This window comes from Micromonospora sp. BL1 (genome assembly GCF_003667485.1).
Lineage (GTDB): Bacteria > Actinomycetota > Actinomycetes > Mycobacteriales > Micromonosporaceae > Micromonospora > Micromonospora tulbaghiae.
In genome coordinates this window covers 1-24,280 of record NZ_RCVK01000135.1, presented here as the reverse complement: position 1 = coordinate 24,280, position 24,280 = coordinate 1, and the positions used below count along the sequence as shown (strand labels likewise).

The following is a 24,280-nucleotide window of genomic DNA, read 5'->3' as shown; positions in this document are numbered from 1 at the left end:
GCCGCCTACTCCCCACCCCCCATCCTCTGACCTGTTCTGGTCGATCATGAGGTTGGCGGCACTCAGGGAGATCGTTCCTGCCGTCAACTTCATGATCGACCCGGTGAAGGCGGCAGGCAGCGTTGGTCAGGGGCCGGTGGGGGTTTCGGCTGCGGAGCTCAGGTTGGGGGCGCTGGCCGGTTCGGCGATGCCGCCCGGGGCGGAGGCGATCTCCGGGTCGTGGGCGGTCTCGGCCGCGATCGCCGGCTGGTCCGGCGGCATGACGTCCGGCATCTTCGGCGCGACGATCACCGCCGTGCCGTACGCGCAGATCTCCATCCACATCTCGCCGCAGTCGCGGCTGTCGAAGCGCATGCCGATCACCGCGTTCGCGCCCAGGCGGCGCGCCTCCTCGCCGAGGCGCGCCACCGAGTCGGTACGCCACCGCGTCAGGTTGTCCGGCGCCAACGGGTCGTAGGCGCCACCGCGCAGGTTCTTGACCCCCTCGCGGTACGGGTTGCGGGTCCTCGCCATCGAGGAGACCACTTCGCCGAGGATCTGGCGGATCTCGTAGCCGGGCAGTTGATCCGTCGTCACGACCAGCACGCTTCCGATGCTGTCAGTCCCCGGCCGGGTGGTTCGCGAGCCGTGTTCAGCTGACCGGATGCTGAAAAACGGCGCGGCGCGGACGGCCGGGTCGCACCCGGCCGATCCGCGCCGCATCGGCATCAACCGTCAGACACCGGCCGTCGAGGTGATCCAGGACCGGTTGTACGCGACACTGCCGTAGTTCTGGATGCTCTGGCCGTCGGCGGTGGAGGCGACGCCGACCTGCCGGCCGTTGTAGAACTGCGGGCCGCCCGAGTCGCCCCGCCACGCGTTGCCGTTGATCCGGGTGCTCCGGATCGCCTGGCCGCCGTACGCGTCGGTGGCGCTGTTGCTGGTCACCTGGACGCTGGCGGTCTTGAGCTGCGACGACGCGCTGCAGCCGCTGTAGCAGGTCATGCCCCAGCCGTAGATGGTGTTCGTCGAGCCGACCGGCGGGTTGCTGCTCGCCAGCGACACGGCGGAGGTGCTGACCGTGCTGGACAGGCGCAGCAGGGCCAGGTCGTAGCGGGTGTAGGAGGCGCTCACGGTGCGGGTGACGCCGCCGGAGGCGCGGTAGACGCTGCCGACCCGGACCGACATGGTGCCGCTGACGCAGTGCCGGGCGGTGAGCACCCACTGGGGCGCGATCACGCTGCCGGAGCAGGTGAACGAGCCGTTGCTGAACACGGCGGCGGCCCACGGGGCGGACGAGACGGTGCCGCCACCGATGATCGGCTGTGGGCCGGCCGGCGCGGCGGTGGCGCCGGAGGCGGTGGCCAGGACGCCGGCCAGCGCGGTGGTCAGCACGGCGAGCAGGGGACGGAGGCGCATGTCGGGGCTCCTTCTGCGCGGACGCCCGGGGTGCCGGGCGGGGGGTGACACCCGCCGGATGGGGTGGGCCGGCGAGGGACGTCGATCTAACTCATCGACGTCTGACGATGCATGCTACGGCCGCGCTGCCCTCTGTCACAAGATGCGGATCGAATCAGGCCGATGGCGTGACGCGCGCCGCGTGCCCCGCGGGTCCGCTGTCGGATACCGGTCCAAGGTGGGGTGTTTCGCGGCAGAATGCCTGCTGGGAGGTGTTGCTGAGGGGTGCCCACGAGCACGGAGCGCAACGAATTCGCATCGACGCCGCAACGAACGGGCAACGGTGTCCGTCCGGCGCCGCCGGCGGGGCCGATCGGTGCCGGAACTGCCCCCGGCCGGTGCGGGCCGGGCGGTATCTGCCAGGTAGGCTGGCTGCGCTCGCCCGATTGTTGGGCCGGCACCCAACTGCGTACACAGTCAGGAGTGCCCAGTGCCTCGCGTCGTAGTCGACGTCATGCTCAAGCCCGAGATCCTCGATCCGCAGGGCCAGGCCGTCGCAAACGCGCTGCCCCGCCTCGGCGTCAGTGACGTCGCCTCGGTTCGGATCGGCAGGCGGATCGAGATCGAGTTCACCGGCGAACCGGACCTGGACCGGGCCCGGGAGATCGCCGACAAGCTGCTGGCCAACCCGGTCATCGAGGACTTCACCGTCCGCGTGGTCACCGCCGACGAGACCGCGGGCGCGCAGTCGTGACCGCCCGGGTCGGTGTGGTCACCTTCCCCGGCTCCCTCGACGACGGGGACGCGGCCCGGGCCGTACGGATCGCTGGCGCCGAGGCGGTCCGGCTCTGGCACGGCGACCCGGACCTGCACGGGGTGGACGCGGTCGTCCTGCCCGGTGGCTTCTCCTACGGCGACTACCTGCGCTGCGGCGCCATCGCCCGGTTCGCCCCGGTGATGGAGACGATCGTCCAGGCCGCGCGTGGTGGCCTGCCGGTGCTCGGCATCTGCAACGGCTTCCAGATCCTCTGCGAGGCGCACCTGCTGCCCGGCGCGCTCACCCGCAACCAGCACCTGCACTTCCGCAACCGGGACCAGGTCCTGCGGATCGAGAGCGCCGGCACCGCCTGGACGAACGCGTTCCAGCCGGGCCAGGAGGTGCTCGTCCCGGTCAAGAACGGCGAGGGCTGCTACGTCGCCGACACCGCGACGCTCGATCGGCTGGAGGGCGAGGGCCGCGTCGTCGCCCGCTACGTCGGCGGCAACCCCAACGGATCGCAGCGCGACATCGCCGCGATCACCAACGAGGCCGGCAACGTCGTCGGCATCATGCCGCACCCCGAGCACGCGGTGGAGGCGCTCACCGGCCCCTCCCTGGACGGCCTCGGCTTCTTCACCTCGGTGCTCAAGCATCTGGTGGGAGCGCCGGCGTGATGGTGGCCGGGAACATCGGTCGGCCCACCCGCCGCACCGGCGGCGAGCGCAGCAAGGAGACGTCATGACCACCCATCCGGACCCGGCCCTGCGCGAGCCGCAGGGCGTGGTGCCGCAGGCCGGCCCGACCGACGACTGGGCGCTGGGCGTGGACACCGTTCCCCGGGCCGCCGACTCGCCGGAGGAGCTTCAGCCGTACGCCGAGCTGGGCCTCCGCGACGACGAGTACGACCGGATCCGGCACATCCTCGGCCGCCGGCCCACCCAGGCCGAGCTGGCCATGTACTCGATCATGTGGAGCGAGCACTGCTCCTACAAGTCGAGCAAGGTGCACCTGCGCCAGTTCGGCGAGAAGGCGCCCCCGAGTGACCGGCTGCTCGCCGGCATCGGCGAGAACGCCGGCGTGGTCCGGGTCTCCGACGAGCTGGCGGTGACCTTCAAGGTCGAGTCGCACAACCACCCGAGCTTCGTCGAGCCGTACCAGGGCGCGGCGACCGGCGTCGGCGGCATCGTCCGCGACATCCTCGCCATGGGCGCCCGCCCGGTCGCCGTGATGGACCCGCTGCGCTTCGGCGCGGCCGACCACCCGGACACCGCCCGGGTGCTGCCCGGCGTGGTCGCCGGCGTCGGCGGCTACGGCAACTGCCTGGGCCTGCCCAACATCGGCGGCGAGGTCGTCTTCGACCCCTGCTACCAGGGCAACCCGCTGGTCAACGCGCTCTGCCTCGGCGTGCTGCCGGTCGACCGGCTCCAGAAGAAGGACGCCACCGGCCCCGGCAACATCGTGGTGCTGATGGGTGCCAAGACCGGCCGTGACGGCATCGGCGGCGTGTCGGTGCTCGCCAGCGCCACCTTCGACGAGGGCAGCGAGCAGCGCCGCCCGTCCGTGCAGGTGGGCGACCCCTTCATGGAGAAGCTGCTCATCGAGGCGTGCCTGGAGCTGTACGACGCCGAACTGGTCGTCGGCATCCAGGACCTCGGCGGCGCCGGCCTGACCTGCGCGCTCACCGAGACCGCCGCCTCCGCCGGCACCGGCATGCGGGTCTGGCTGGAGCGGGTGCCGCTGCGCGAGCCGTCGATGGAGCCGCACGAGATCCTGGCCAGCGAGTCCCAGGAGCGGATGCTGCTGGTCGTCTCGCCGGACAAGCTCGACGCGGTGCTCAAGACCGCCGAGAAGTGGGGCGTCTGGGCCACCGCCATCGGCGAGGTCACCGCGCCGTCGGCGGACGGCCAGCCGGGCCGGCTGATCATCACCTGGCGCGACCAGCTCGTGGTGGACGTGCCGCCGGGCTCGCTCGTCGACGACGGCCCGGTGTACGCCCGGCCGATGCGCGAGCCGGCCGACCTGATCCTGCTCCAGGCCGACCGCGCCGAGACGCTGCCCCGGCCGAGCACCCCGGAGGCGCTCCGGGAGACCGTGCTGCGCATGATCGCGTCGCCGAACCTGGCCGACAAGACCTGGGTCACCGAGCAGTACGACAGGTACGTGCTCGGCAACACCGTGCTCGCCCAGCCGGAGGACTCCGGCGTGATCCGGATCGACGAGCGCAGCGGCCTCGGTGTCGCGCTCTCCGTCGACGGCAACGGCCGGTACGCCCGCCTCGACCCCTACCACGGGACGAAGCTGGCGCTGGCCGAGGCGTACCGGAACGTGGCGGTGACCGGTGCGAAGCCGATCGCGGTGACCAACTGCCTGAACTTCGGCTCGCCGGAGGACCCGGGGGTCATGTGGCAGTTCGCCGAGGCCGTGCGCGGCCTGGCGGACGGCTGCCTGGAGCTGGGCATCCCGGTGACCGGCGGCAACGTCAGTTTCTACAACCAGACCGGCGCCGCGGCCATCCACCCCACCCCGGTGGTCGGCGTGCTGGGCGTGCTGGACGACGTCGCCGACCGGGTGCCGATGGGCTTCGTGCCGCGTCCGGCCGGCGACCACGACCAGCTGTTCCTGCTGGGCGAGACGCACGTCGAGCTGTCCGGCTCGGAGTGGGCCTGGGTGACCCACGAGCACCTGGGCGGCATCCCGCCGCAGGTCGACCTGGCCCGCGAGCGGCAGCTCGCCGAGCTGCTGGCCGAGGCGGCCCGGGTCGGGCACCTCAGCTCCGCGCACGACCTGTCCGACGGCGGCCTGGCGCAGAGCCTGGTCGAGTCGGCCCTGCGCCGCGGCGTGGGCGCCCGGGTCGTGGTGCCGGAGCACTTCGCCGGTGGCTCGATGCCGTTCGTCTTCCTGTTCAGCGAGTCCGCCGGCCGCGTGCTGGTGTCGGTGCCGCGCGGCCACGAGAAGGCGTTCACCGCCCTCTGCGCCGAGCGCGGCGTGCCGTGGGAGTTCATCGGCGTCACCGACCCGGCCTCCGGCGCGCTGGAGGTGCACGGCCAGTTCCGGATCGGCCTGGACGAGCTGCGCGAGGCGCACACCGGTACGCTCCCGCGCCTGTTCGGCGCGGCCGAGGCGGCCCGGGTGGAGGTCGAGGCGACCCGTACCGGGACGACCACTGTGCTTCCGGCCACGGCCGAGCAGCCGGTCGGCGTGGACCCGGCCGCTGTCGACGCCGAGCCGATCGCCAAGGCCGGCCGGGACACCCCGCCGGCCGACGCCGAGTCGTCCGCGCCCGTCGCCGCGGCGGAGCCCGAGTCGCCCGCTGCGGCGTCCGACGAGGCGACGCCGGCCGACGGTACGGCGGCAGTCGACGGAACCCCGGCCCAGGACGAGTCGGCGGCTGCCGACGGGTCCGACGGTCCGGCTTCCGGTGAGCCGGCGCCGGGTCAGCGCTGAGGCGCTGGCCTTGGCCGTCTTCACCCAACCCGGCTCCGGTGCCCGGTTCGACTGGGGACTGACCGGGGCGGCGGAACTCGGCCGGGTCTGTGCCGCCCTGGTGGTGGTGGACGTGCTGTCGTTCACCACCACCGTGGAGGTGGCGGTGAGCCGTGGCATGCGGGTGCACCCGTTCCCGTGGGGCGAGCAGGCCGCCGACTACGCCCGCCGGGTGGGTGCCGTGGCCGCTGTGGGCCGCCGGAAGACGACGGCGCAGCACCAGTGGTCGCTGTCCCCGGCGGCGCTGCGGGCCGCGCCGGTCGTCGCCGACCTGGTGCTGCCGTCGCCGAACGGTTCGGCGATCAGCGCCGCCGCGAGCGCCACCGGACTGCCGGTGGTCGCGGCGTGCCTGCGTAACGCACCCGCCGTCGGGCGCTGGCTGCGCGCCGAGGGGTACGGCTCGAAGGACGCGCCGGTGGGCGTGGTGGCGGCCGGGGAGCGCTGGCCCGACGGGTCACTCCGGCCGTGCGTGGAGGACCAGCTCGGTGCGGCGTGCGTGCTCGACGCGCTCGCCGGGGTGCCCGGCGGGCTCTCGGTGGAGGCCGCGATGGCGCTCGCCGCGCTGGCGAGCACGCCGGACGTGCCGGCGGCGGTCCGGGGATGCGTCTCCGGGCGGGAGCTCGCCGAGGGCGGCTTCGCCGAGGACGTCGCGGTCGCGACCGAGGTCGGTGTCTCCGACGTGGTGCCGGTGCTCCGCCAGGGCTACTTCGCCCCCGCCTGAGCGCCGCTTCCGCTCCCGTCCTGCGGGGTTCGCTGACGACTGTGGCCGCCCGCTGTTCGCGGGCGGCCACAGTTCTCACATCTGGTGGCTGTCAGTCGTCCAGCCAGTCGAGGCGTCGTCCGCCACGGTCCGCCTGCCCGTCCGGGCGCGCGCGACCCGCCTGCGCCGGGTCGTTCGGGTAGGCGTTGTCGTAGCCGCCCCCGCGCTGCTGCGGCGGCTCCTGGCCGTAGCCGCCCTGCTGGCCGTAACCGCCCTGCGGGGCCTGGCCGTAGCCGTCGCCGTACCCGCCGCCCTGCTGACCGTAGCCACCGGACTGGTGGCCGCCGTCGTAACCGCCACCGGCGTTGCCGTAGCCGCCGGCCGGGTCGCCGTAACCGCCCGGCTGGCGGCCACTGTCGTACCCGCCGGTCGCGCCGCTGTCGTAGCCGCCGGCGCCCTTGTCGTAGCCACCCGCCGGGGCGTCGCCGTATCCGCCCTGCTGACGGCCACTGTCGTAGCCGCCGGCCGGGGCGTCGCCGTAGCCACCCGTGGGGGCGCTGTCGTAGCCGCCGGTCGCGCCGTCGCCGTACCCGCCGCCCGCCGCGCGACCGCCGCCGTAGGCCGGGGCGTCGCCGTATCCGCCGGCCGGGTTGTCGCCGTAGCCACCGCCCGCGGCGTTGCCGTAGGCGCCGGTGGGCTCGCCGTACCCGCCCTGCTGACGGGTGCTGTCGTAGCCGCCGGTCGCGCCGCTGTCGTAGCCGCCCGACGCGGCGCCGCCGTAGCCACCGGCCGCGCCGTAAGCGTCGCCCTGCTCCGTGCCGCGGCCGTACGGGGCCGCGCCGGCCTGGTCGTAGCCGCCGCGGTCCTGCTCCGGCTGGTAGGTGCTGGTCGGGTACGGGTCGGCGGCCGGCGCGTAATGCGTGCTGTCACCGGTGTAGCGGCCGGTGGGCTCGTCGAAGCGCTCGTTGCCGTAGCCGGCGCCCTGGGCCGCGTAACCGGCCGCGCCGGCCGCGGCACCTGCCGCGTAGTCCGGGCTGCCGTAGCCGGCACCGGAGGAGGGGCCGTTGCCGTAGCCGCCGCCCGAGGAGGGCGCGTTGCCGTAGCCGCCCGCGCCGCCGTAACCGCCCTGGCCCGGTGCGTCGTCGCCGTAGCCGTAGCCGCCCTGGCCGCCGGCGCCGTACGCCGGGCCGGGAGGTGCGCCGTACGGGTCCGGCGGGACGTCGTCCACGACCGGCCGCTGGAGCATGGTGGGGGCGTCGCTGATCGAGGGGCCGCCGACCATCGTCGGGGACGGCCCGGCGCCCATGCCGTTGACGACCCGGGTCTGGTCGTCGGTCCCGTGGTAGGCGCCCCGGGCGCCCGGGATCGCACCGCCCGCGCCGGGACCACCCGGACCGGTCGGGCCACCCGGGCCGTCGCCGTCGCCGTCGTCGCCCTCGTTCTTGCGGCGCATGTAGAGCAGCACGATGGTGCCCACGCCGACGGCGACGAACAGGCCGCCGAGCAGGATGAGAAGCCAGGAGCCGAAGCCGCCGGAGTCCTCGTTGGCGGCCGGCTGCTGCGCGGCGGGCGCCTCGGCCGACGGGGTGTCGGTCGCCTCCTCGTCGAGCGGCTCCTCGGACGGCGGGGCGGACTCACTCGCCGACGGGCTGGCGCTCGGGCTCGCCGACGCCTTCAGCTGGATGCTGAGCCGGACGCCGGTCACCGACTGGCCGGCGTTCGCGTTGATCGACCGGGCGACGGGCGAGGCACCGTCGGTGGAGGCACCGAGGTCGATCCGGCCGGGCGCGATCGGGTTGGACTCGGAGCCGCTGAAGCTGAAGTTGCCGTTGCCGCTGGTGTTGGTGCGGCGTTCCTTGCCCGCGCTGTCGCGGAGCATGACCAGGGCGCCCTCGATCGGATCGCCGTCGGCGTTGACCACCTTGCCGGACACCGTCTTGACGGTCTGCGGCTGGTCAGGCGTCGGCGGGGCAGCCTTGCCCTTGACCGTGAGGTTGAAGTTCGCGGTGTCCGGCCGCCCGACACCCTGGATCCGGACCGTCACGGAGGAGTTGGCGTCACCCGCGTTGTCGTTCGCGCGCAGGGTGAGGATCTGGACCTTGGGAGTGCCCGGCGGGTTGAACTCGATGCCGCCGCAACCGCTGGTGCAACTGACGCCGGACGGCAGGCCGCTCAGGCTGATGTCGCCGTTGGTGTCGCTGCCCTCGGGGTTGACGGTGACGGTGACGGTGGCGTCGCTGCCGGCGTTGACCGTTACCGATCCCGGCGAGACGTTGACGCTGGCTGCGAAGGCGGGAGCTGCGGGGACGGTGAGCAGGGCGCCGAAGACCAGCGCTACGACCACACCGGCCCGCTGCTTCCAGGCACGTCGGTGTGTTGACACGTCCACCGCCTTCCGGGTCTGATCTCCCCGCCGGCCGCTCGGCCGAGGTTGATCACTCACGGTACGAATAACGCCGTCGGCAACTATGCCTTGTCTGACCGGATCATCTCTACCCAGGGCCGCCGTCGGGCGGCCTTCTGCCGGGTCGTATCGTCCCGTCGTGTCCTCTCCGCACGCTTATTCCGAAGCGGTACTCGCCGCCCTGGCGGCGCTGGACGAGGGGCGTACGCCCGAACGGCCGGTGCTCCGGGAGGCGGTCCGGACCCTCTTGGCTGCCCTCGCGGATCGCGCCCCCGGCCGATCGGTGGAGGTGCGCGTACCACCCTACGGTGCGGTCCAGTGCGTGAGTGGTCCACGACACACCCGCGGTACGCCGCCGAACGTGGTGGAGATGGATCCGGAGACCTGGCTGGCGGTCGCCACCGGACGCCGGGGATGGGCGGAAACGGTCACTGAGGGTCGCGTCCGGGTGTCCGGAAATCGGGCTGACCTCTCCCCGTACCTCCCTATTTAGGCCTCAAGCAGCGCAAACCCTGCTCACGCTGAGCGGACGCTTCGTGACTGTCGGTATCGACTGCTGGTCGCGTACACTGAGACCCGACGACGGTCCCGGCCCATGCGTGCGGAGCTGACCCCCCGACTCCGCCAGGCCAGTCCAGACCCCACTGCGAGGGAGCGGCAGGTGCCCCGAGGCGATGGCCGGCTGAGCCACGACCTTGACCCCCAGCGACCCGGCCCACAGGACGCGTGCGGCGTCTTCGGCGTCTGGGCGCCGGGTGAAGAGGTCGCCAACCTCACCTACTTCGGGCTCTACGCCCTCCAGCACCGCGGTCAGGAGGCCGCGGGCATCGCGGTGAGCGACGGCTCCGGTGTCGTGGTCTACAAGGATCTCGGCCTGGTCGCCCAGGTGTTCGACGAGCCGACGCTCGCGAGCCTGCGTGGGCACGTCGCCATCGGGCACGCGCGCTACTCCACCACCGGCGGCTCGACCTGGGAGAACGCCCAGCCGACCATCCGGGCCACGAGCGCCGGCACCACCATCGCGCTGGCGCACAACGGCAACCTGGTCAACACCGCCGAGTTGCAGCGCGAGGCCGCCGTGCGAGGGCTCGACTCCGACGGCTCGACCAACGACACCTCGCTGGTGACCATGCTGCTGGCCAGCCGGCCCGACCTGTCGGTCGAGGCGGCCGCGCTGGAGGTGCTGCCGCAGCTGCGCGGCGCGTTCAGCTTCGTCTTCATGGACGAGTCGACGCTCTACGCGGCGCGTGACGCGCACGGCGTACGCCCGCTGGTGCTCGGCCGGCTCGAACGCGGCTGGGTGGTGGCGAGCGAGACCGCCGCGCTCGACATCGTCGGCGCGAGCGTGGTCCGCGAGGTCGAGCCGGGCGAGCTGATCGCCATCGACGAGAACGGGCTGCGGTCCAGCCGGTTCGCCTCGCCCGAGCCCAAGGGCTGCCTCTTCGAGTACGTGTACATCGCCCGGCCGGACGCCACCATCGCCGGCCGCAACGTGCACGCCGCGCGGGTGCAGATCGGCCGCCAGCTCGCCAAGGAGCACCCGGTCGAGGCCGACCTGGTGATCCCGGTGCCGGAGTCCGGCACGCCGGCCGCGATCGGCTACGCCGAGGAATCCGGCATCACCTACGGCCAGGGCCTGATGAAGAACCCGTACGTCGGGCGCACGTTCATCCAGCCCTCGCAGACGCTGCGCGCGCTCGGTGTCCGGCTGAAGCTGAACCCGCTGCGGCAGAACGTCCGCGGCAAGCGCCTGGTGGTGGTGGACGACTCCATCGTGCGGGGCACCACCCAGCGGGCGATCGTCCGGTTGCTGCGCGAGGCGGGCGCGCTGGAGGTCCACGTCCGGATCTCCTCGCCGCCGGTGAGCTGGCCCTGCTTCTACGGCATCGACTTCGCCACCCGCGCCGAACTGCTCGCGAACGGGCTGGACAACGAGGGCATCCGGCGGTCCATCGGCGCCGACTCGCTCGGTTACGTATCGCTGCCCGGCCTCATCGCCGCGACCGAGCAGCCGAAGAGCCGGCTCTGCCGGGCGTGCTTCGATGGGGAGTACCCGATCGAACTGCCGGCCGGGAACCTGATCGGCAAGCACGTGCTCGAAGGAGTGGGACGCCGGGTCGCCGCCGAGGCGGCCGGGCCGACCGGTCCGCTCGTCGCCACACCGACCCACCACCCGTAGCACCACCGACGCGGGTCCGGCCGCTCCGGGCCCGCGGGAACCACAAAGGGGAGAACCGTGACGCACGTGTCCGAGCGCAGCGGCGCAGGATCCAGCCCGACGGGCGCCGGCGGCGACCGCCAGCCCTGGTCGGCGGGGTCCGGCCGGACGCAGCGCAAACGCTCGGTCTCGTACGCCGACGCCGGGGTGTCGATCGAGGCGGGCGACCGCGCGGTCGAGCTGCTCAAGTCCAAGGTCAAGGAGACCCGGCGCCCCGAGGTCATGGGTGACCTGGGCGGCTTCGCCGGCCTGTTCCGGCTGGACACGAAGAAGTACAAGAACCCGATCCTGGCCTCCTCGACCGACGGTGTGGGCACCAAGCTGGTGATCGCCCAGCAGCTCGACATCCACGACACGGTCGGCATCGACCTGGTCGCCATGGTCGTCGACGACCTGGTGGCTTGCGGTGCCGAGCCGCTGTTCCTGCTCGACTACATCGCCACCGGCGAGGTCGTACCGGACAAGGTCGCCGAGATCGGCGCGGGCATCGCGGACGGCTGCCGGTACGCCGGCTGCGCGCTGCTGGGTGGCGAGACCGCCGAGCACCCGGGCGTGCTGCGCCCGGACGAGTACGACATCTCGGCCACCGGCGTCGGCGTGGTGGAGGAGAGCGAGATCCTCAGCCCGGAGCGGGTCGAGGTGGGCGACGTGGTGATCGCGATGCGCTCGTCCGGCCTGCACTCGAACGGCTACTCCCTGGTCCGGCACGTGCTGCTCGGCGCCGGCCGGATGCGGCTGGACGTGGTGATCGACGACTTCGGCCGCCAGCGGACGCTCGGCGAGGAGCTGCTCACCCCGACCAAGATCTACGCGCAGGACTGCCTGAAGCTGATCGCCGAGGCCGAGGTGCGGGCGCTGGCCCACGTCACCGGCGGCGGCATCCCCGGCAACCTGGTCCGGGTGCTGCCCGAGAACGTCGACGCCGTGGTGAACCGCTCCACCTGGAAGCCGCAGCCGATCTTCGACCTGATCCAGTCCAAGGGCCGGATCGAGGACCCGGAGATGGAGGCGACGTTCAACATGGGCGTCGGCATGTTCGCGATCGTCTCCGCCGAGGACGCCGACCGCGCGCTGGCCACCCTGACCGGCCGGGGCGTGGACGCCTGGCAGGCCGGCGAGATCATCGAGGGGTCCGGCAACGTGCAGATGGTCGGGCAGCACACCCGAGGCTGATCACCCTGCGCCGATCGGCCGGGCACGTGATCGGGGGTTCACCCGAGCGGTCGCCGCGGCCTAGCCTGGAGGTTCGGTTTTCAGGCAGGCGGGGGAGGTGCTGATGGCTGCGCGCACGCCCGAAGGGATGCGGGGCATCGCCGCCGTCCCGTCGTACGTGGTGATGCAGCCGACGACGCTGTGCAACCTCGACTGCGCCTACTGCTACCTCCCCTTCCGGGCGGCCGACAGGCGGATGCCGGTGGCCGTCGCCGAGGCGGTGGCGGCGTCGGTGAACCCGTGGGCGACGGGCGGCCGGTTCTCCGTGGTCTGGCACGGCGGGGAGCCGCTCGCGGCCGGCCGGGAGCACCTGGCCGCGCTGCTGGCGCCGTTCGGGCCCGACGTCGAGCACCACGTGCAGACCAACGCCACGCTGATCGACGACGCCTGGTGCGCGTTCTTCGCCGAGCACCGGGTGCGGGTCAGCGTCAGCGTGGACGGGCCGCGGGCGCGCAACGGCGAGCGGGTCACCCGGGGCGGGCGGCCCGCGTACGACCGGATCGTGGCGGGCGTGACGGCGCTGCGCCGTCACGGCCTGCCGTTCTCGGCGCTCGCTGTGGTCTCCCGGCCGGAGCCGGGACTGGCGGCCGAGCTGTACGACTACTTCCTCGACCTGGGCTGCGACGTGCTCGGCGTCAACATCGAGGAGACCGAGGGCGTCAACACCCGGACGAACGCCCGCGACGAGGGCGCCGTCACCGGGTTCTGGGCGGAGCTGGTGGCGGCGTGGCGCCGGGATCCGCGGATCCACCTGCGTGAGGTGGAGTGGTCGCTGCGGTACGCGGGCGCGGTCCTGGCCGGCACCGCCGACGACCTGCTGCCCCGCAGCCTCGACCCGATCCCGACGGTCGGGCACGACGGTTCGGTGGTGGTGCTCTCGCCGGAGCTGGCCGGCTTCAACGACGCCCGGTACGGCGACTTCACCAGCGGAAACGTGCTCACCACGCCGTTGCGCGACATCCTCGCCGGCGCGGCCGGCACACCGTGGGTGGGCGAGTTCCTCACCGGTGTGGAGGCGTGCCGGGCGTCGTGCGCGTACTTCGGGTTCTGCGGCGGCGGGCACGCCGCCAACCGTTACTTCGAGCTGGGGCGTTTCGACGGTACGGAGACCGAGCACTGCCGTAACAGCAAGATCCGCCTACTGGAGGGAGTGTTGGAGCATGCCCGAGACCATCAGTGACACCGACCGGGAGGCGGTCGCCGACCGGGTGCGGGACGCCGCTGCGGGGCTTACCGCTCTGCTCCACGAGGCGGAGGCAGCGCGGCTGCTGCGGGCGGAGGTGTCGGGCGGGGACGGCGCCCACGCGGTCTGCGCGTGGAACCACTTCGAGAACATCCCGACGTTCTACAACTGGAACAACCGGCCGCGCTGAGGGACGGTTCCGCGATCAAGGACCTGCCGGCGCGTCGGAGCGTGCGCCCCGGGGCGGCAGGTCCCTGATCGTCGGTCGTACGCCGGCTCAGCAGAGCACATGCGTGAGCACGCGGGGGTTACCGCGTGCTCAGATGTGACCGGAGGTCAGCGGGTCGGACGAGCCCAGGTGTCCGGGTCGTCGTCCGCGTGGTCCTCGTCATCGTCGTCGACATACTCTTTGTAGTCGTCGTCGAAGTTGTGCTCAGACTTTCCACTACCCGCCAGTTCGCGCTGCAAGGCGGTTAGGTCGGTGTTCGGGGAGTGGTACTTCAACTCCCGGGCCACCTTCGTCTGCTTGGCCTTAGCACGGCCGCGCCCCATGGCTCGACCCCCTCGCACAGAATGCGGGGCAGCCCGAAGGCGGGCCCCGATGACGTCAGGCATCTCTCGTGGCTCTTACGGTACATGGGGATGCCATCGTTCGGCACCTCGGGTCACCGTCGACCGGACCTGCGCGTCGCAGTGGTCCAGCCGTCACAAAGTGTACCGGGTAAGGGGTGAGCCCCGGGGCTGGCCGTGACACCGGACATACCGGTACGAACAAGCCCGAGAATCAGCTTAACGCGCGCCGCCTCCGGGGGTGGAGCACCGCCCCGCCCCCGGAGGTGAGCCTCACCGCAGATGGATCGTGCGCAGCCGGCCGACCTCGGCCATCCGGCGCTCGGCGAGCCGGTCCGCGGCGACCGCCGGCGGCACGCCCTCGTCGTCGGCGAGCTGGAGGATCTGCCGGGTGGTGTCGAAGATCCGGGTGGCGCGCAGCTTGGCGCGGTCGAAGTTGAAGCCCTCGATCTCGTCGGCCACCTGGATCACGCCCCCGGCGTTCACCACGTAGTCCGGCGTGTAGAGGATGCCCCGGTCCGCGAGCACCTTCTCGATGCCCGGGTGGGCGAGCTGGTTGTTCGCCGCTCCGGTGACCACCTTCGCCCGCAGCACCGGCACGGTGTCGTCGTTCAGCGCGCCGCCGAGCGCGCACGGGGCGTACACGTCGATGTCGGAGGCCACCAGCGCCTCGGTGTCGTCGACCAGGGTGACCTGCGGGTGGGTGGTGCGCGCCCACTCCTGGGCGCGCGGGTTGACGTCGGTCGCCACGACCTCGGCGCCGTCGTCGAGCAGGTGGGCGGTCAGGTACTTGCCGACCTTGCCCAGCCCGGCCACGCCGACCCGGCGGCCGGCCAGCGTCGGGCTGCCCCAGACGTGCTCGGCGGCGGCCCGCATGCCCTGGAACACGCCCCAGGCGGTGAGGATCGAGGAGTCGCCCGCGCCGCCGTGCTCCACGCTGCGGCCGGTCACGTAGCGGGTCTCCCGGGCGATCACGTCCATGTCCGCCACGTAGGTGCCCACGTCGCAGGCGGTGTAGTAGCGGCCGTTGAGCGACTCGACGAAGCGGCCGTACGCGCGCAGCAGCGCCTCGCTCTTGATCTGCTCGGGGTCACCCCAGATGACCGCCTTGCCGCCACCGAGGTCGAGGTTCGCCAGGGCGTTCTTGTAGGCCATGCCGCGCGAGAGGTCGAGCACGTCGGCGAGCGCCTCGGCCTCGCTGGCGTACGGGTAGAACCGGGTGCCGCCGAGCGCGGGGCCCAGCGCGGTGGAGTAGATCCCGATGATCGCCTTCAGGCCGGACTGCTTGTCCTGGCAGAACACGACCTGCTCATGCCCTGTGGAGACGGGGTCGTCGGTACTGGCGAATACGCCCATGGCTGACTCCTGTGTCGGTGTGCGCCCTTGTGGGGCGCGGAACCTGGTGGCACGCCGGCGGGATGCTGCCGGTGTCGTTGAGCCTAATATCGGCCCGAACCGTACTGTCGCGCATGTCACGCCACGGGCCCGAGGGCGGCGACGGGCGGTCCCGTCTCGTGGGAGGATCGCGCCGTGCCGTCGCTCTTCGCTTCATACCTGCGCGTGTACGAGCCGCTCACCGCCTTCGACCGGGACCGGCAGTCGTACTGGCGCCGGTACGTCAGCGAGGGCCGCGCCATCGCTCCGCTGGAGGGGCCGGTACGGCAGCGGACCGCGGTGATCGAGGCGCTCGGGGCCGGCTGGACCCGGCTGCCCGACCTGCCCGACGAGGCGTACGTCCTGGAGTCCGACGACGCGCTGCTGGTCTGCCCGTGGAACCTGCGTATCCGGGTCGCCGAGGCCGCGCTGAGCGCCCGCGACGGCGTGCCCTCGGTGCTGGCCGACGCGTTCGTGCCGCCGGTGCTCGCCGGGCAGGCCAAGGCCGTGGTGGAGGACTGGCGCAGCGGTGCCCGGGTGCTGGAGCACGGGGTGCCCCGGGTGCACGAGCAGATCGCCACCTGGGGCGTGCCGCTGCGCTGGTTCGTGCTGTTCGAGGCCGGCGAGCGGCACCTGGTGACCGAGCCGGCGCGGCGGGCGCTGCGCTACCGCACCGAGATCTCCAAGGCGCGCCGCCGGGCGTCGCGGGCGCTGTCGGTGCTGCGCAAGTCGATCGGCGAGGCGCCCATCACCGAGGCGGTCGAGGAGGCGGCCCGGTGGCTGGAGGAGTTCCACCCGCGCTCGGTGGTCGAGCTGGACTACGGCGGCCTGGTGCAACTGCTGCCGGACGAGACGCTCGAAGCCGACGACTCGACCGAGCTGGTGGCCACCGGACTGTCCGGACTGGGCCGGGGCGAGGCCGAGGAGGCGTCCGCCGCGTACGACAAGCTGGTCGCCCGCTGGCGCGCGGTGCAGCTGCTGGAGCGCTGCAACTGACGCCCGGTTTGCCCCGCTAAGTGGCCTTGGACACGAGAGTGTCTCGTAGCTGATGCGTCACGACCCGTGATCATGAGTCCGAATAAGGTACTTTCTGCGGCATAAAAGTCGTAAAAATCGGGCATGGTTCATCCGTCCGTCTAGCGACCTTCAGCCGTTCGGCCCATGTCGGACATCGGGGACTAGCCGGACCATGGGAGACGCGTCGGCCGGCGGGACCCCGGCCGATGTCTATACATGTGGAGGAGTGACCCCGATGGCATCGCGAACGCACGAACCTGAGCCGCTACTCACACCGGCCGAGGTGGCGTCGATGTTCCGTGTCGACCCGAAGACGGTGACCCGGTGGGCGAAGGCTGGCAAGCTCAGTGCCATCCGGACCCTCGGCGGCCACCGCCGCTACCGCGAGTCGGAGGTTCGGGCCCTGCTGCAGGGGCAGATCCCCCAGCAGCGCCAGGGAGACTGACGAACCGGCGTTCTCCGGCGTTCCGATCAAGGGCGGTGCCTTCGCGGCGCCGCCCTTAATCGCGTCCGGGGGCCGGGCCGTCCAGCACGATCCGCAGCCCCACGGTGCCGCGCTCACCCCGGCGCAGCCGGCTGCCCAGCAGGCTCAGCCGCCCGATCAGCCGGTACTTCTGCTTGAGCAGCCCCCGGACCCGGTTCGTGCTCTCCGGGTCGGCGATCATCGCGTGGCCCGGCACCGCCTCACCGTGCGGCCGGCCGCGCACGTCGCACGGTGCCACGGTGACCCGGCCGTCACGCCGGATGCGCTTCACCTTGCCGGAGTCGGCCACCGTCCACACCGCCAGCCCGTCACCGTCGCGTACCGCCCACACCGGAGTCGGCACCGCCCGGCCGTCCTTGCGGAACGTGGTGAGCAGGACGTACTTCTCCGCCGCCAGGCGGTCCAGGTCGGTCACGCCGCCAAGGATACGGCGGCGACGGCGCCGCCGACCCCCGGATAGCGTTGCGGGCATGACCGGGGAACCCGAGATCGGCGACGTGTTCGGCGAGATGATCCGCGACGCGTACGCGGTCGCCACCGGGATCGGCCCGCGCCCGATGGCCGGCGGCCGGCTGCCCCGCCCGGTCATCGAGATCATCGAGCGCGACGACGGGCTGATCAACGGCGCACCGGCCGAGCACTACCTGGACCCGCCGCAGCGGTGGCAGCCGCACGACCACCGGGCCGTGGACCGGGTACGCGGGCACGTGCTCGACGTCGGCGTCGGCGCCGGCCGGATCGCGCTGCACCTCCAGGAGCGCGGCGTGCCGGTCACCGGGCTGGACACCTCGCTCGGCGCGCTGCGGGTCAGCCGCCACCGGGGCGTCCGCGACCTGGTGCACGGCACCGTCGACGAGCACGCCGCCGACGGGCCGCGCTACGACACGTTCCTGCTGCTGGGCAACAATCTCGGGCTGTTCGAGGGGCGGGAACGCGCCCCGGCGATGCTGGCCGCGCTCGCCGCGCTGGCCCGGCCCGGCGCCCGGGTGATCGCCCACGGCACCGACCCGTACGGCACCACCGACCCGGTGCACACCGCGTACCACGAGCGCAACCGCCGGCGGGGCCGGATCGGCGGGCAACTGCGGCTGCGGCTGCGCTACCGGCTGCTCGGCACCGAGTGGTTCGACTACCTGGTCTGCTCGCCCGACGAGTTCGCCGAGCTGGTCCACGGCTCACCGTGGCGACTGACCGACGTGGACGACACCGACCGCCCCTACTACCTCGCCACGCTGACCCTGCGGTGAGCGGAGGAGCCGCCGGGATCCCCGGCGGCTCCGGCGCACCACTCAGACCTGGACGGTGGGGGTGGTCTGCTCCGGGGGCAGCCCGCCGTCGCCGTCGACCACCTCGTCCGGCGTGCCGTCCTCGTCGATGTCCACCATGGTGATGTCCACCTTGCCGTCACCGTCGGTGTCGAACTGGAACAGGTCGGCCTTGCCGTCGCCGTCGGTGTCCACCACCCAGACGTCGGTCTTGCCGTCGTTGTTGGTGTCCGCACGGAGCAGGTCCACCCGCTCGTCGCCGCGGGTCTCGACCGTCTCGGTGCTCTCCGCGCTCTCCGGTGCCTGGCTCATCTCGTTCCTTCCTTCGGCGTTGACGGCCGTCCTTACCCCGTCCGCTCCGCCCCCACGCATCCCCGGCGGCCCGGCCATGCATAGGGTCGCATGCAGGAACGAGCGAGCGGACGGGCCCGGCGGCGGAGACCCCGCGCGCCCCCGCCGCGGCGAGGGGACGTCGATGAGTGGTCGTTTTGTGGTCGTCGGGGCCGGCACCATGGGCCTCGGCATCGCGTACGTGGCGGCCGGCGCCGGGTACGCGGTCGAACTGGTCGAGGTCGACCCCGCCCGGGGCGCCGAGGCCGTCCGCCGGCTCGGCGAGCTGTGGGACCGGGGCGTGCAGCGCGGCAAGCTGACGGAGGAGGCCGCCACCGCCAACCGTGAGCGCGTCACGCTGCGGGCCGGGCTCGCCGAGGTGGCCGAGGGCGCCGACGTGATCGTGGAGGCGGTGCCCGAACGGCTCGACCTCAAGCGCGCCGTGCTGCGTGAGGCGGAGAGCCGCCGGCCCGCGCTGCTGGGCAGCAACACGTCCAGCATCCCGATCGCCGAACTGGCCGCCGGGCTGGAACGTCCCGCCGACTTCGTCGGGTTGCACTTCTTCAATCCGGTGTGGGCGATGGCGCTGCTCGAGGTCGTGGTCGGCCCGGCCACCGCGCCGCCGACCACCGAGGCGGCCGTCGCGCTCGCCGCCCGGCTGGGCAAGGACCCCGTCGTCGTACGCGACATGCCCGGCTTCGCCACCTCCCGGCTCGGCGTCACGCTCGGCCTGGAGGCGATCCGGATGGTGGCCGACGAGGTCGCCGGCCCGGCCGACATCGACAAGGCGATGGTGCTCGGCTACCGGCACCCCATCGGCCCGCTGGAGCTGACCGACCTCGTCGGGCTGGACGTGCGGCTCGACATCGCGCGCACGCTCCAGGCCGCGTACGGGGACCGCTTCGCGCCGCCGCCGCTGCTCGTCGAGATGGTGGCCGCCGGAAAGCTGGGCAAGAAGTCGGGTCAGGGCTTCTACACGTGGAAGGACGGCCAGAAGAAATGAGTGGGCTGCGGATCGAGGAGATGCCGGACCGGCTCGTGGTGACGCTGGACCGGCCGGAGAAGCGCAACGCCATCGACGCCGACCTGGTGGGCGAGCTGCACGCGGTCTGCGCCGACCTGGAGGCGCACCCACGGCTGCTGCTGCTCACCGGCGGGACGGCGGGCATCTTCGCCGGGGGCGCCGACATCGCCCAGCTCCGCGAACGCGGCCGGCTGGACGCGCTGGCCGCCATCAACCAGGGCGTCTTCGCCCGCCTCCGGGCGCTGCCGATGCCCACTGTGGCCGCCGTCGACGGGCCGGCGCTGGGCGGCGGCGCCGAGCTGGCGTACGCCTGCGATCTCCGGGTGTGCACGGACCGCGCGGTGTTCGGCCAGCCCGAGGTGCGGCTGGGCATCCTGGCCGGCGCCGGCGCGACCTACCGGCTGCCGGCGCTGATCGGTGAGGCCCGGGCCAAGGAACTGCTGTTCACCGGCCGGCGGGTGGACGCCGAGGAGGCGCTGCGGATCGGGCTGGTGAACCGGGTGGTGGCCGACCCGGCGGAGCTGCTGCCCACCGCGCACGGCCTCCTCGACGAGATGGCCAAGGGTTCCGCGCTGGCGCTGCGGCTGACCAAGATGGCGGTGGACGCCCCGGCGGCCGCGCACCCGCAGCTCGACCTGCTGAGCCAGGCGGTGCTCTTCGAGGACGAGGAGAAGCACCGGCGGATGACCGAGTTCCTGGACCGGCGCCGGGCACGCTGAGCCGAACGACGAGGGCCGCACCGGTGTCTTCCGGTGCGGCCCTTCGCGTCGGTGCGGCTCAGTGCTTGATGTCGACTCCCGCGTCGTCCAGCGCGGTGATCGCCGGCGCGGACTCGGCGAAGCCGATGAGCAGCAGCGCCTCCGGTCCGAACGCCTTGATCTCCTTGGCGGTGCCGGTGAAGTCGACAGGCGTCTTCGGGTCGGCCGGCGGCTCGTAGGTGAGCAGCTTGATCCGGTCCGCGCCGATACCGGCCTTCTCCAGCTCCGAGCGGACGTTCTCCTGGAGGCCCTCGCCGTAGGAGTCCTTACGGGCCAGGATCGCGATCTTGCGCGGCCCGTCCCGGAGCATCACGTCGGCCAGCGCGCGACCCTGGAGGCTGTCCGGCGGGGCGGTACGGAAGTAGAGGCCCTTGTCGTCCACAGCGCTCAGCCCCGCGTCGGTGTTCGACGGGGAGAACAGGATCCGCCCGGCGGCCACCACGTCCGGCAGCACCGCGCGCGAGATGCCGGAGCCGCCCGCGCCGATGAAGACCTGGACGCCCTTGGTGACGTGCGAGGCGACGGTGGCCTTGGCGACCTCCGGGTTGGTGCCGTCGTCGCCCTCGATCCACTTCACCGGCTCGCCGAGCACCCCACCGGCGGCGTTGACCTCGCGGAGCGCCAGCGCGGCACCGGCGGCCAGCGGCGGGTACGCCAGCGCCAGGTCACCGGTCTTCGGCAGCAGACCGCCGAGGACCAGCGGGGCGTCCTTCGCCTTCCCGTCCCGCAGCTTGCGGCCACGCGGCGGCGTCTTGGTGCTCGCCCCCGACTCCTCACCGGCGCCGACGAACTCGGTCTTGCTGTCGTCGATCTTCTGGTTGTCGAAGTGCATGGTGCCGTAGCTCGCGGTCGCCGGCTCGCCGTTGTCGGTGAACCCGGCGCGGGTCAGCGACACACCCCGGTACTCGATGTCCCGGCCCGCGCGGGCGAGCTGGAGGCACGCCGCCACCTCGTTGCAGCGCTCGCCGCCGGTGGTCACCCCGACGATCTGTTCGGCGATCTCGGCCGGCGCCGTGGAACCGGCGAGCTGGGCGGCCAGCGCGCTGATCACGACCGCGTCGTACGACTCGGCGGAGTAGAGGAAGTCACCCAGCTTCGGGTCTACGGCGAGTAGTCGTTCCTTGAAGCTCTCGGCCAGCGGAGTAAGGGGCGTGGTGCCCTTCATCCCGTTCACCAGGTCCGCCCGGTCCTTGAGCTCCGCGGGGTACGAATTGAGCATGTTGCCGTCGGTGCCGTAGAGGCGTACCTGGGTGGCAGGCGTTTCCTCCGGCTCGTCGCTCCCGCAGGCGCTCGTGGCGAGCAGGAGCGCCGCGCAGGCCATGGACAGGGCCGCGCGCGACGTGCGTGTTCTCAGCATGGTCGTCCTTCCTCCGGCGAAGGTCCGCTGCGCACCTTAGCGTGCTCGCGCAGCGTGCGGGACTGTGGAGTCGACTCCGTCGGCACCCCGACTGCGGGTATCACTCTGCGTGGTCGACGGGCCGTTTCCTGGTCACCGCTTGACCCCCGGCGATACTGTTCCGCGGGTGAACGACGAAGCACAGCAGACGCTCGACGACGCGACCGCCGTGCTCCGTTCCGCCCTCGCCGGTGACGGCGCCGGCGTGGTGGGCACGTTCGACGCGGTGGTGGACCGCTCCGGCCTCGCCGGGGCGTACGGAGTGGCGTGGTGCCTCGCCGCCACCATGCTCGGCGACGACACCCCGGGCGGCGGCGCCGCCCTCGACTTCCCCGGCATCGACCAGGCCGACTACGACACCCGCTGGGTGGCCCGCTTCGTCAGCGCCTGCGCCAACGACGACGCGGACACCGGCGAGGCCCTGTTCGGGGCGGCCGCGGCCGACGGGCTGCTGCCCGACTGCCTGCTCACCCTCGCCGGCTCGACCATCGCCACGCTGCGCAGCCGGTCGGACTGAGCCCGGCGCGCCGCCCCGCGCCCCGGCTGTGGTAGCTCTGGGTGCATGTCCGAGGCGATGCTCAGCAAGGTGCGCAAGCTGCTCGCCCAAGCAGAGGACCCTGCGTGCACGCCCGCCGAGTCGGCCGCCTTCATGGCCAAGGCCACCGAGCTGATCGCCCGCTACGGCGTCGACCGGGCGCTGCTCGCCGCCCGCGACCCGGCCGTCGACCCGGTCGGTGACCGGACCGTCGAGGTGGTCGCGCCGTACGCCCGGGACAAGGCCGGCCTGCTCGCGGCGGTCGCCGAACCGCTGCGCTGCCGATGCGTACGCCGTCGGCAGGGCAACGGCTTCGTCATGCACCTGTTCGGCTTCGCCAGCGACCTGGAACGGGTCGAGTTGCTGTTCACCTCGCTGCTGGTGCAGGCCGCACACGGGCTGGCGGGTGCCGTCGTACCGGTCGGGGACCACCCGGCGGCGTTCCGGCGTACCTGGCTGGCCGGGTTCGCGTACGTCGTCGCGGAACGGCTGCGCGCGGCCGAGAGCAAGGCGGTGGCGGAGGCGGGTGGACCCTCGACGGCACTGGTGCTCGCCGACCGCTCCGATCGCGTCCAGCGGCGGGTCGCCGAGGCGTACCCCCGGTTGCGCACCGCCCCGCGACGGCGGCTGGCGGGCGGTGGCTTCGGTTCCGGCGCGGACGCCGGCCGCCGGGCCGACCTGGGCGGCACCGGTGTGGGAGGAGCCGGCACGGCGCCCGGTATCGCCGGCTGACCGATCTCAGGCGGTGCGGGCGACCGTTGCGAGATAGCGGCAGAGCAGTTCGTGCCAGCCCGCGGTGAGCGCCTCGCGGTAGCCCTCGGCCGCACTGCCGTGCCGGTCGAAGTAGCGGTGCTCGACGTCCACCCGGGTCCGCTCCGGACCGTCGGCGTGGAACAGGACCTCCACCTCGCTGGCCCGCGCCGGATCCGGCACCGGCACCCGGTCCGGGCCGATCTGCCAGGTGAAGACGAGGCGCCGAGGCGGATCCCAGGTCAGCACGCGGCCCCAGTCGTTGCGGAAGCCGTACGGGCCGATCTCGTAGAGCATGCCGCCGGCCCGCGGCTCGATGCCGATCGCGGCGAGCGCATCCGGGCCGGACCAGGTGTATTCACGCACCCACCAGTCGGCGAGCGCGCCGGTGAAGACGGCGTACGCCCGCTCGGCGGACGCCGGGACGAGCAGGTTGCTGCGGAGGGAGAAGCGGTCGGATTCCTGCCGGACCTCATCCGGATCGGCCATCTCCTGTCCCATAGGTCCGGACCATACCGGCTCATGTCTCGGTGTGCAGCTTCCGTACCGCCCGCTTCCGGACACCGGGAACTCCGGTTCCCGACAGCGGCATCCGGCGGGATCGGCGGCCCACGGGAGGCACCGTTCGGCGCATCCGCGCGGCGCTGGGAGGGCTTCCGTGAGGTGTCGGCGGCGCTTCCGTGCGGGCGCGGGCGGAGCGGGTGTCGTCGATGGCCGGGGCGCGACGGATGCCGTACCGGAAAGCGGGTAAGCGCCGCCGACCGGACCGATTGGAGAGCGGGGAGCATGAGCGACAGCCGAGCGACCGAACCAGTGCCGGACCCCGGCTACGAGCGGCCCACCTCGCCGGCCGGCGCGGAGCCGGAGCCGGACGTCCTGCTGGACGTGCCGGAGCTGACCGTCGACGAGATCCGGCTCACGGTCGACGGGCTCGACGCCGACCTGTCGCTGCGCGCCCGGCTGGCCAACCTGCTCCAGCTCGACGCCGGCGTCCGGGTGCACCTGGAGGGCGTCGAGCTGGACATCACCGGGGTGCGCGCCGAGGCGCTGCTCAAGGTACGGCTGGAGAAGCTGGTGCAGATCCTGGACCGGGCGCTGACCACCATCGACCGCAACCCCCAGCTGATCGACGCGCTGGCCCGCTCGGCCGGGGTCGCCCTGGAGGACGTGCACCGGGTCGCCGCGCCGGTGGTGGACCAGACCGGACGTACGGTGGCCGCGGCCGGCGAGGTGGTCGGGCGCACCGCTCCGGCGGTGGTCGACCGGGCGGCGCCGGCGGCCGGTGAGGTGGTCGACCGCGCTGGCCCTGCGGTGTCCGGCCCGATCGAGGCACCCGAACCGCCCCAGCGCCCGGTCCAGGATCTGCACCAGCTTCTCCAGCCGTACCTTGAGCAGCGCCTCGGCGCGCACCCCGGTGATGTCCAGCTCGACGCCCTCCAG

General features: G+C 72.9%; 26 protein-coding genes. 17 read left to right on the top strand and 9 right to left on the bottom strand.

Annotated elements, in window-relative coordinates:
• Positions 1 to 126: 126 nt before the first annotated feature.
• Positions 127 to 702 (bottom strand): YbjQ family protein, encoded by a 576-nt coding sequence (locus tag EAD96_RS02985; RefSeq protein WP_199733047.1) that lies wholly within the window; start codon positions 700 to 702, stop codon positions 127 to 129.
• 12 nt (positions 703 to 714) lie between these two features.
• Entirely contained in the window at positions 715 to 1,398 is a 684-nt protein-coding gene (locus EAD96_RS02980; protein ID WP_120572283.1) for a trypsin-like serine protease, read from the bottom strand.
• A 469-nt stretch (positions 1,399 to 1,867) separates the two neighbouring features.
• Between EAD96_RS02980 and purS the strand changes: the two genes are divergently transcribed.
• The 4 genes from purS to EAD96_RS02960 all read left to right on the top strand — a co-directional run bounded on the left by purS (position 1,868) and on the right by EAD96_RS02960 (position 6,341).
• Positions 1,868 to 2,131, top strand: a complete 264-nt coding sequence (purS, locus tag EAD96_RS02975) for a phosphoribosylformylglycinamidine synthase subunit PurS (protein WP_013473439.1) — start codon at positions 1,868 to 1,870, stop codon at positions 2,129 to 2,131.
• Positions 2,128 to 2,811, top strand: a complete 684-nt coding sequence (gene purQ, locus EAD96_RS02970) for a phosphoribosylformylglycinamidine synthase subunit PurQ (RefSeq protein WP_121683175.1) — start codon at positions 2,128 to 2,130, stop codon at positions 2,809 to 2,811. The genes purS and purQ overlap by 4 nt, the downstream gene beginning before the upstream one ends.
• Before the next feature lie 64 nt (positions 2,812 to 2,875).
• Positions 2,876 to 5,581 carry a phosphoribosylformylglycinamidine synthase subunit PurL gene (purL, locus tag EAD96_RS02965; RefSeq protein ID WP_121683174.1) on the top strand — a complete coding sequence of 902 codons (2,706 nt, stop codon included), beginning with the start codon at positions 2,876 to 2,878 and terminating at the stop codon, positions 5,579 to 5,581.
• 10 nt (positions 5,582 to 5,591) lie between these two features.
• Positions 5,592 to 6,341, top strand: coding sequence for a 2-phosphosulfolactate phosphatase (locus EAD96_RS02960; RefSeq protein WP_121683179.1), 750 nt, complete (start codon positions 5,592 to 5,594; stop codon positions 6,339 to 6,341).
• A gap of 91 nt (positions 6,342 to 6,432) precedes the next feature.
• On the opposite strand, the gene EAD96_RS02955 is transcribed toward EAD96_RS02960, so the two are convergent.
• Positions 6,433 to 8,703: a carboxypeptidase-like regulatory domain-containing protein gene (locus EAD96_RS02955; RefSeq protein ID WP_121683178.1), complete on the bottom strand. Its 2,271-nt coding sequence runs from the start codon at positions 8,701 to 8,703 to the stop codon at positions 6,433 to 6,435.
• Between the two features lie 160 nt (positions 8,704 to 8,863).
• On the opposite strand from EAD96_RS02955, the gene EAD96_RS02950 reads away from it, so the two are divergent.
• The 5 genes from EAD96_RS02950 (at position 8,864) to amcA (ending at position 13,527) form a co-directional block, all read left to right on the top strand.
• Positions 8,864 to 9,217: a sterol carrier family protein gene (locus EAD96_RS02950; RefSeq protein ID WP_121683173.1), complete on the top strand. Its 354-nt coding sequence runs from the start codon at positions 8,864 to 8,866 to the stop codon at positions 9,215 to 9,217.
• Positions 9,218 to 9,385: 168 nt separating this feature from the next.
• Positions 9,386 to 10,903: an amidophosphoribosyltransferase gene (purF, locus tag EAD96_RS02945; RefSeq protein WP_091414138.1), complete on the top strand. Its 1,518-nt coding sequence runs from the start codon at positions 9,386 to 9,388 to the stop codon at positions 10,901 to 10,903.
• Positions 10,904 to 10,960: 57 nt separating this feature from the next.
• Positions 10,961 to 12,115, top strand: a complete 1,155-nt coding sequence (gene purM, locus EAD96_RS02940; RefSeq protein ID WP_120572279.1) for a phosphoribosylformylglycinamidine cyclo-ligase — start codon at positions 10,961 to 10,963, stop codon at positions 12,113 to 12,115.
• Positions 12,116 to 12,242: 127 nt separating this feature from the next.
• On the top strand, positions 12,243 to 13,334 hold the full coding sequence (amcB, locus tag EAD96_RS02935; protein WP_199733048.1) for a cyclophane-forming radical SAM peptide maturase AmcB: 1,092 nt from the start codon (positions 12,243 to 12,245) through the stop codon (positions 13,332 to 13,334).
• Positions 13,315 to 13,527 (top strand): multiple cyclophane-containing RiPP AmcA, encoded by a 213-nt coding sequence (amcA, locus tag EAD96_RS02930; protein WP_120572278.1) that lies wholly within the window; start codon positions 13,315 to 13,317, stop codon positions 13,525 to 13,527. Before amcB ends, amcA begins: the two co-directional genes overlap by 20 nt.
• A gap of 146 nt (positions 13,528 to 13,673) precedes the next feature.
• Here the strand turns inward: amcA and EAD96_RS02925 are convergent, their stop codons facing one another.
• Both EAD96_RS02925 and EAD96_RS02920 read right to left on the bottom strand, forming a co-directional pair.
• Positions 13,674 to 13,889 (bottom strand): DUF3073 domain-containing protein, encoded by a 216-nt coding sequence (locus tag EAD96_RS02925; protein ID WP_013283429.1) that lies wholly within the window; start codon positions 13,887 to 13,889, stop codon positions 13,674 to 13,676.
• A gap of 291 nt (positions 13,890 to 14,180) precedes the next feature.
• Entirely contained in the window at positions 14,181 to 15,263 is a 1,083-nt protein-coding gene (locus EAD96_RS02920) for a Glu/Leu/Phe/Val dehydrogenase (RefSeq protein ID WP_121683172.1), read from the bottom strand.
• A 174-nt stretch (positions 15,264 to 15,437) separates the two neighbouring features.
• On the opposite strand from EAD96_RS02920, the gene EAD96_RS02915 reads away from it, so the two are divergent.
• Both EAD96_RS02915 and EAD96_RS02910 read left to right on the top strand, forming a co-directional pair.
• Positions 15,438 to 16,277, top strand: coding sequence for a hypothetical protein (locus EAD96_RS02915; protein WP_121683171.1), 840 nt, complete (start codon positions 15,438 to 15,440; stop codon positions 16,275 to 16,277).
• 256 nt (positions 16,278 to 16,533) lie between these two features.
• Positions 16,534 to 16,743, top strand: a complete 210-nt coding sequence (locus tag EAD96_RS02910) for a BldC family transcriptional regulator (RefSeq protein WP_007073996.1) — start codon at positions 16,534 to 16,536, stop codon at positions 16,741 to 16,743.
• 55 nt (positions 16,744 to 16,798) lie between these two features.
• Here EAD96_RS02910 and EAD96_RS02905 read toward each other — a convergent pair whose 3' ends face one another.
• Entirely contained in the window at positions 16,799 to 17,197 is a 399-nt protein-coding gene (locus EAD96_RS02905; RefSeq protein ID WP_121683170.1) for a PPOX class F420-dependent oxidoreductase, read from the bottom strand.
• A gap of 55 nt (positions 17,198 to 17,252) precedes the next feature.
• On the opposite strand from EAD96_RS02905, the gene EAD96_RS02900 reads away from it, so the two are divergent.
• Positions 17,253 to 18,029, top strand: coding sequence for a bifunctional 2-polyprenyl-6-hydroxyphenol methylase/3-demethylubiquinol 3-O-methyltransferase UbiG (locus EAD96_RS02900; RefSeq protein ID WP_121683169.1), 777 nt, complete (start codon positions 17,253 to 17,255; stop codon positions 18,027 to 18,029).
• A gap of 42 nt (positions 18,030 to 18,071) precedes the next feature.
• Here the strand turns inward: EAD96_RS02900 and EAD96_RS02895 are convergent, their stop codons facing one another.
• Complete coding sequence (locus EAD96_RS02895) at positions 18,072 to 18,359, bottom strand: hypothetical protein (RefSeq protein ID WP_013283434.1); 288 nt, start codon at positions 18,357 to 18,359, stop codon at positions 18,072 to 18,074.
• Between the two features lie 163 nt (positions 18,360 to 18,522).
• Here EAD96_RS02895 and EAD96_RS02890 point away from each other — a divergent pair, with 163 nt between their 5' ends.
• Complete coding sequence (locus EAD96_RS02890) at positions 18,523 to 19,380, top strand: 3-hydroxyacyl-CoA dehydrogenase family protein (protein ID WP_121683168.1); 858 nt, start codon at positions 18,523 to 18,525, stop codon at positions 19,378 to 19,380.
• The gene (locus EAD96_RS02885) at positions 19,377 to 20,120 is read left to right on the top strand and encodes an enoyl-CoA hydratase/isomerase family protein (RefSeq protein ID WP_121683167.1); all 744 of its coding nucleotides are present in this window, start codon (positions 19,377 to 19,379) and stop codon (positions 20,118 to 20,120) included. Before EAD96_RS02890 ends, EAD96_RS02885 begins: the two co-directional genes overlap by 4 nt.
• A gap of 58 nt (positions 20,121 to 20,178) precedes the next feature.
• Here the strand turns inward: EAD96_RS02885 and EAD96_RS02880 are convergent, their stop codons facing one another.
• Complete coding sequence (locus tag EAD96_RS02880; RefSeq protein WP_121683166.1) at positions 20,179 to 21,516, bottom strand: ABC transporter substrate-binding protein; 1,338 nt, start codon at positions 21,514 to 21,516, stop codon at positions 20,179 to 20,181.
• Positions 21,517 to 21,682: 166 nt separating this feature from the next.
• Here EAD96_RS02880 and EAD96_RS02875 point away from each other — a divergent pair, with 166 nt between their 5' ends.
• Both EAD96_RS02875 and EAD96_RS02870 read left to right on the top strand, forming a co-directional pair.
• Entirely contained in the window at positions 21,683 to 22,072 is a 390-nt protein-coding gene (locus EAD96_RS02875; RefSeq protein ID WP_013283438.1) for a hypothetical protein, read from the top strand.
• A gap of 45 nt (positions 22,073 to 22,117) precedes the next feature.
• Positions 22,118 to 22,822 carry a DUF2786 domain-containing protein gene (locus tag EAD96_RS02870; RefSeq protein WP_121683165.1) on the top strand — a complete coding sequence of 235 codons (705 nt, stop codon included), beginning with the start codon at positions 22,118 to 22,120 and terminating at the stop codon, positions 22,820 to 22,822.
• A 6-nt stretch (positions 22,823 to 22,828) separates the two neighbouring features.
• On the opposite strand, the gene EAD96_RS02865 is transcribed toward EAD96_RS02870, so the two are convergent.
• The gene (locus tag EAD96_RS02865; protein ID WP_199733046.1) at positions 22,829 to 23,341 is read right to left on the bottom strand and encodes an SRPBCC family protein; all 513 of its coding nucleotides are present in this window, start codon (positions 23,339 to 23,341) and stop codon (positions 22,829 to 22,831) included.
• Between the two features lie 285 nt (positions 23,342 to 23,626).
• Between EAD96_RS02865 and EAD96_RS02860 the strand changes: the two genes are divergently transcribed.
• Positions 23,627 to 24,280: hypothetical protein (locus tag EAD96_RS02860; RefSeq protein ID WP_233585382.1), on the top strand; the 654-nt coding region annotated here is incomplete at its 3' end.

Excerpts from the sequence above, each read along its gene's own strand:
- EAD96_RS02985 (WP_199733047.1), bottom strand. The coding sequence starts at position 702 with ATGCGGCGCGGATCGGCCGGGTGCGACCCGGCCGTCCGCGCCGCGCCG.
- amcA (WP_120572278.1), top strand. The coding sequence starts at position 13,315 with ATGCCCGAGACCATCAGTGACACCGACCGGGAGGCGGTCGCCGACCGG.
- EAD96_RS02920 (WP_121683172.1), bottom strand. The coding sequence starts at position 15,263 with ATGGGCGTATTCGCCAGTACCGACGACCCCGTCTCCACAGGGCATGAG.
- EAD96_RS02880 (WP_121683166.1), bottom strand. The coding sequence starts at position 21,516 with ATGCTGAGAACACGCACGTCGCGCGCGGCCCTGTCCATGGCCTGCGCG.
- EAD96_RS02865 (WP_199733046.1), bottom strand. The coding sequence starts at position 23,341 with ATGGGACAGGAGATGGCCGATCCGGATGAGGTCCGGCAGGAATCCGAC.
- EAD96_RS02900 (WP_121683169.1), top strand. The coding sequence starts at position 17,253 with ATGACCGGGGAACCCGAGATCGGCGACGTGTTCGGCGAGATGATCCGC.
- EAD96_RS02925 (WP_013283429.1), bottom strand. The coding sequence starts at position 13,889 with ATGGGGCGCGGCCGTGCTAAGGCCAAGCAGACGAAGGTGGCCCGGGAG.
- EAD96_RS02980 (WP_120572283.1), bottom strand. The coding sequence starts at position 1,398 with ATGCGCCTCCGTCCCCTGCTCGCCGTGCTGACCACCGCGCTGGCCGGC.
- EAD96_RS02895 (WP_013283434.1), bottom strand. The coding sequence starts at position 18,359 with ATGAGCCAGGCACCGGAGAGCGCGGAGAGCACCGAGACGGTCGAGACC.
- EAD96_RS02910 (WP_007073996.1), top strand. The coding sequence starts at position 16,534 with ATGGCATCGCGAACGCACGAACCTGAGCCGCTACTCACACCGGCCGAG.
- EAD96_RS02890 (WP_121683168.1), top strand. The coding sequence starts at position 18,523 with ATGAGTGGTCGTTTTGTGGTCGTCGGGGCCGGCACCATGGGCCTCGGC.
- EAD96_RS02885 (WP_121683167.1), top strand. The coding sequence starts at position 19,377 with ATGAGTGGGCTGCGGATCGAGGAGATGCCGGACCGGCTCGTGGTGACG.
- purL (WP_121683174.1), top strand. The coding sequence starts at position 2,876 with ATGACCACCCATCCGGACCCGGCCCTGCGCGAGCCGCAGGGCGTGGTG.
- amcB (WP_199733048.1), top strand. The coding sequence starts at position 12,243 with ATGCGGGGCATCGCCGCCGTCCCGTCGTACGTGGTGATGCAGCCGACG.
- EAD96_RS02870 (WP_121683165.1), top strand. The coding sequence starts at position 22,118 with ATGTCCGAGGCGATGCTCAGCAAGGTGCGCAAGCTGCTCGCCCAAGCA.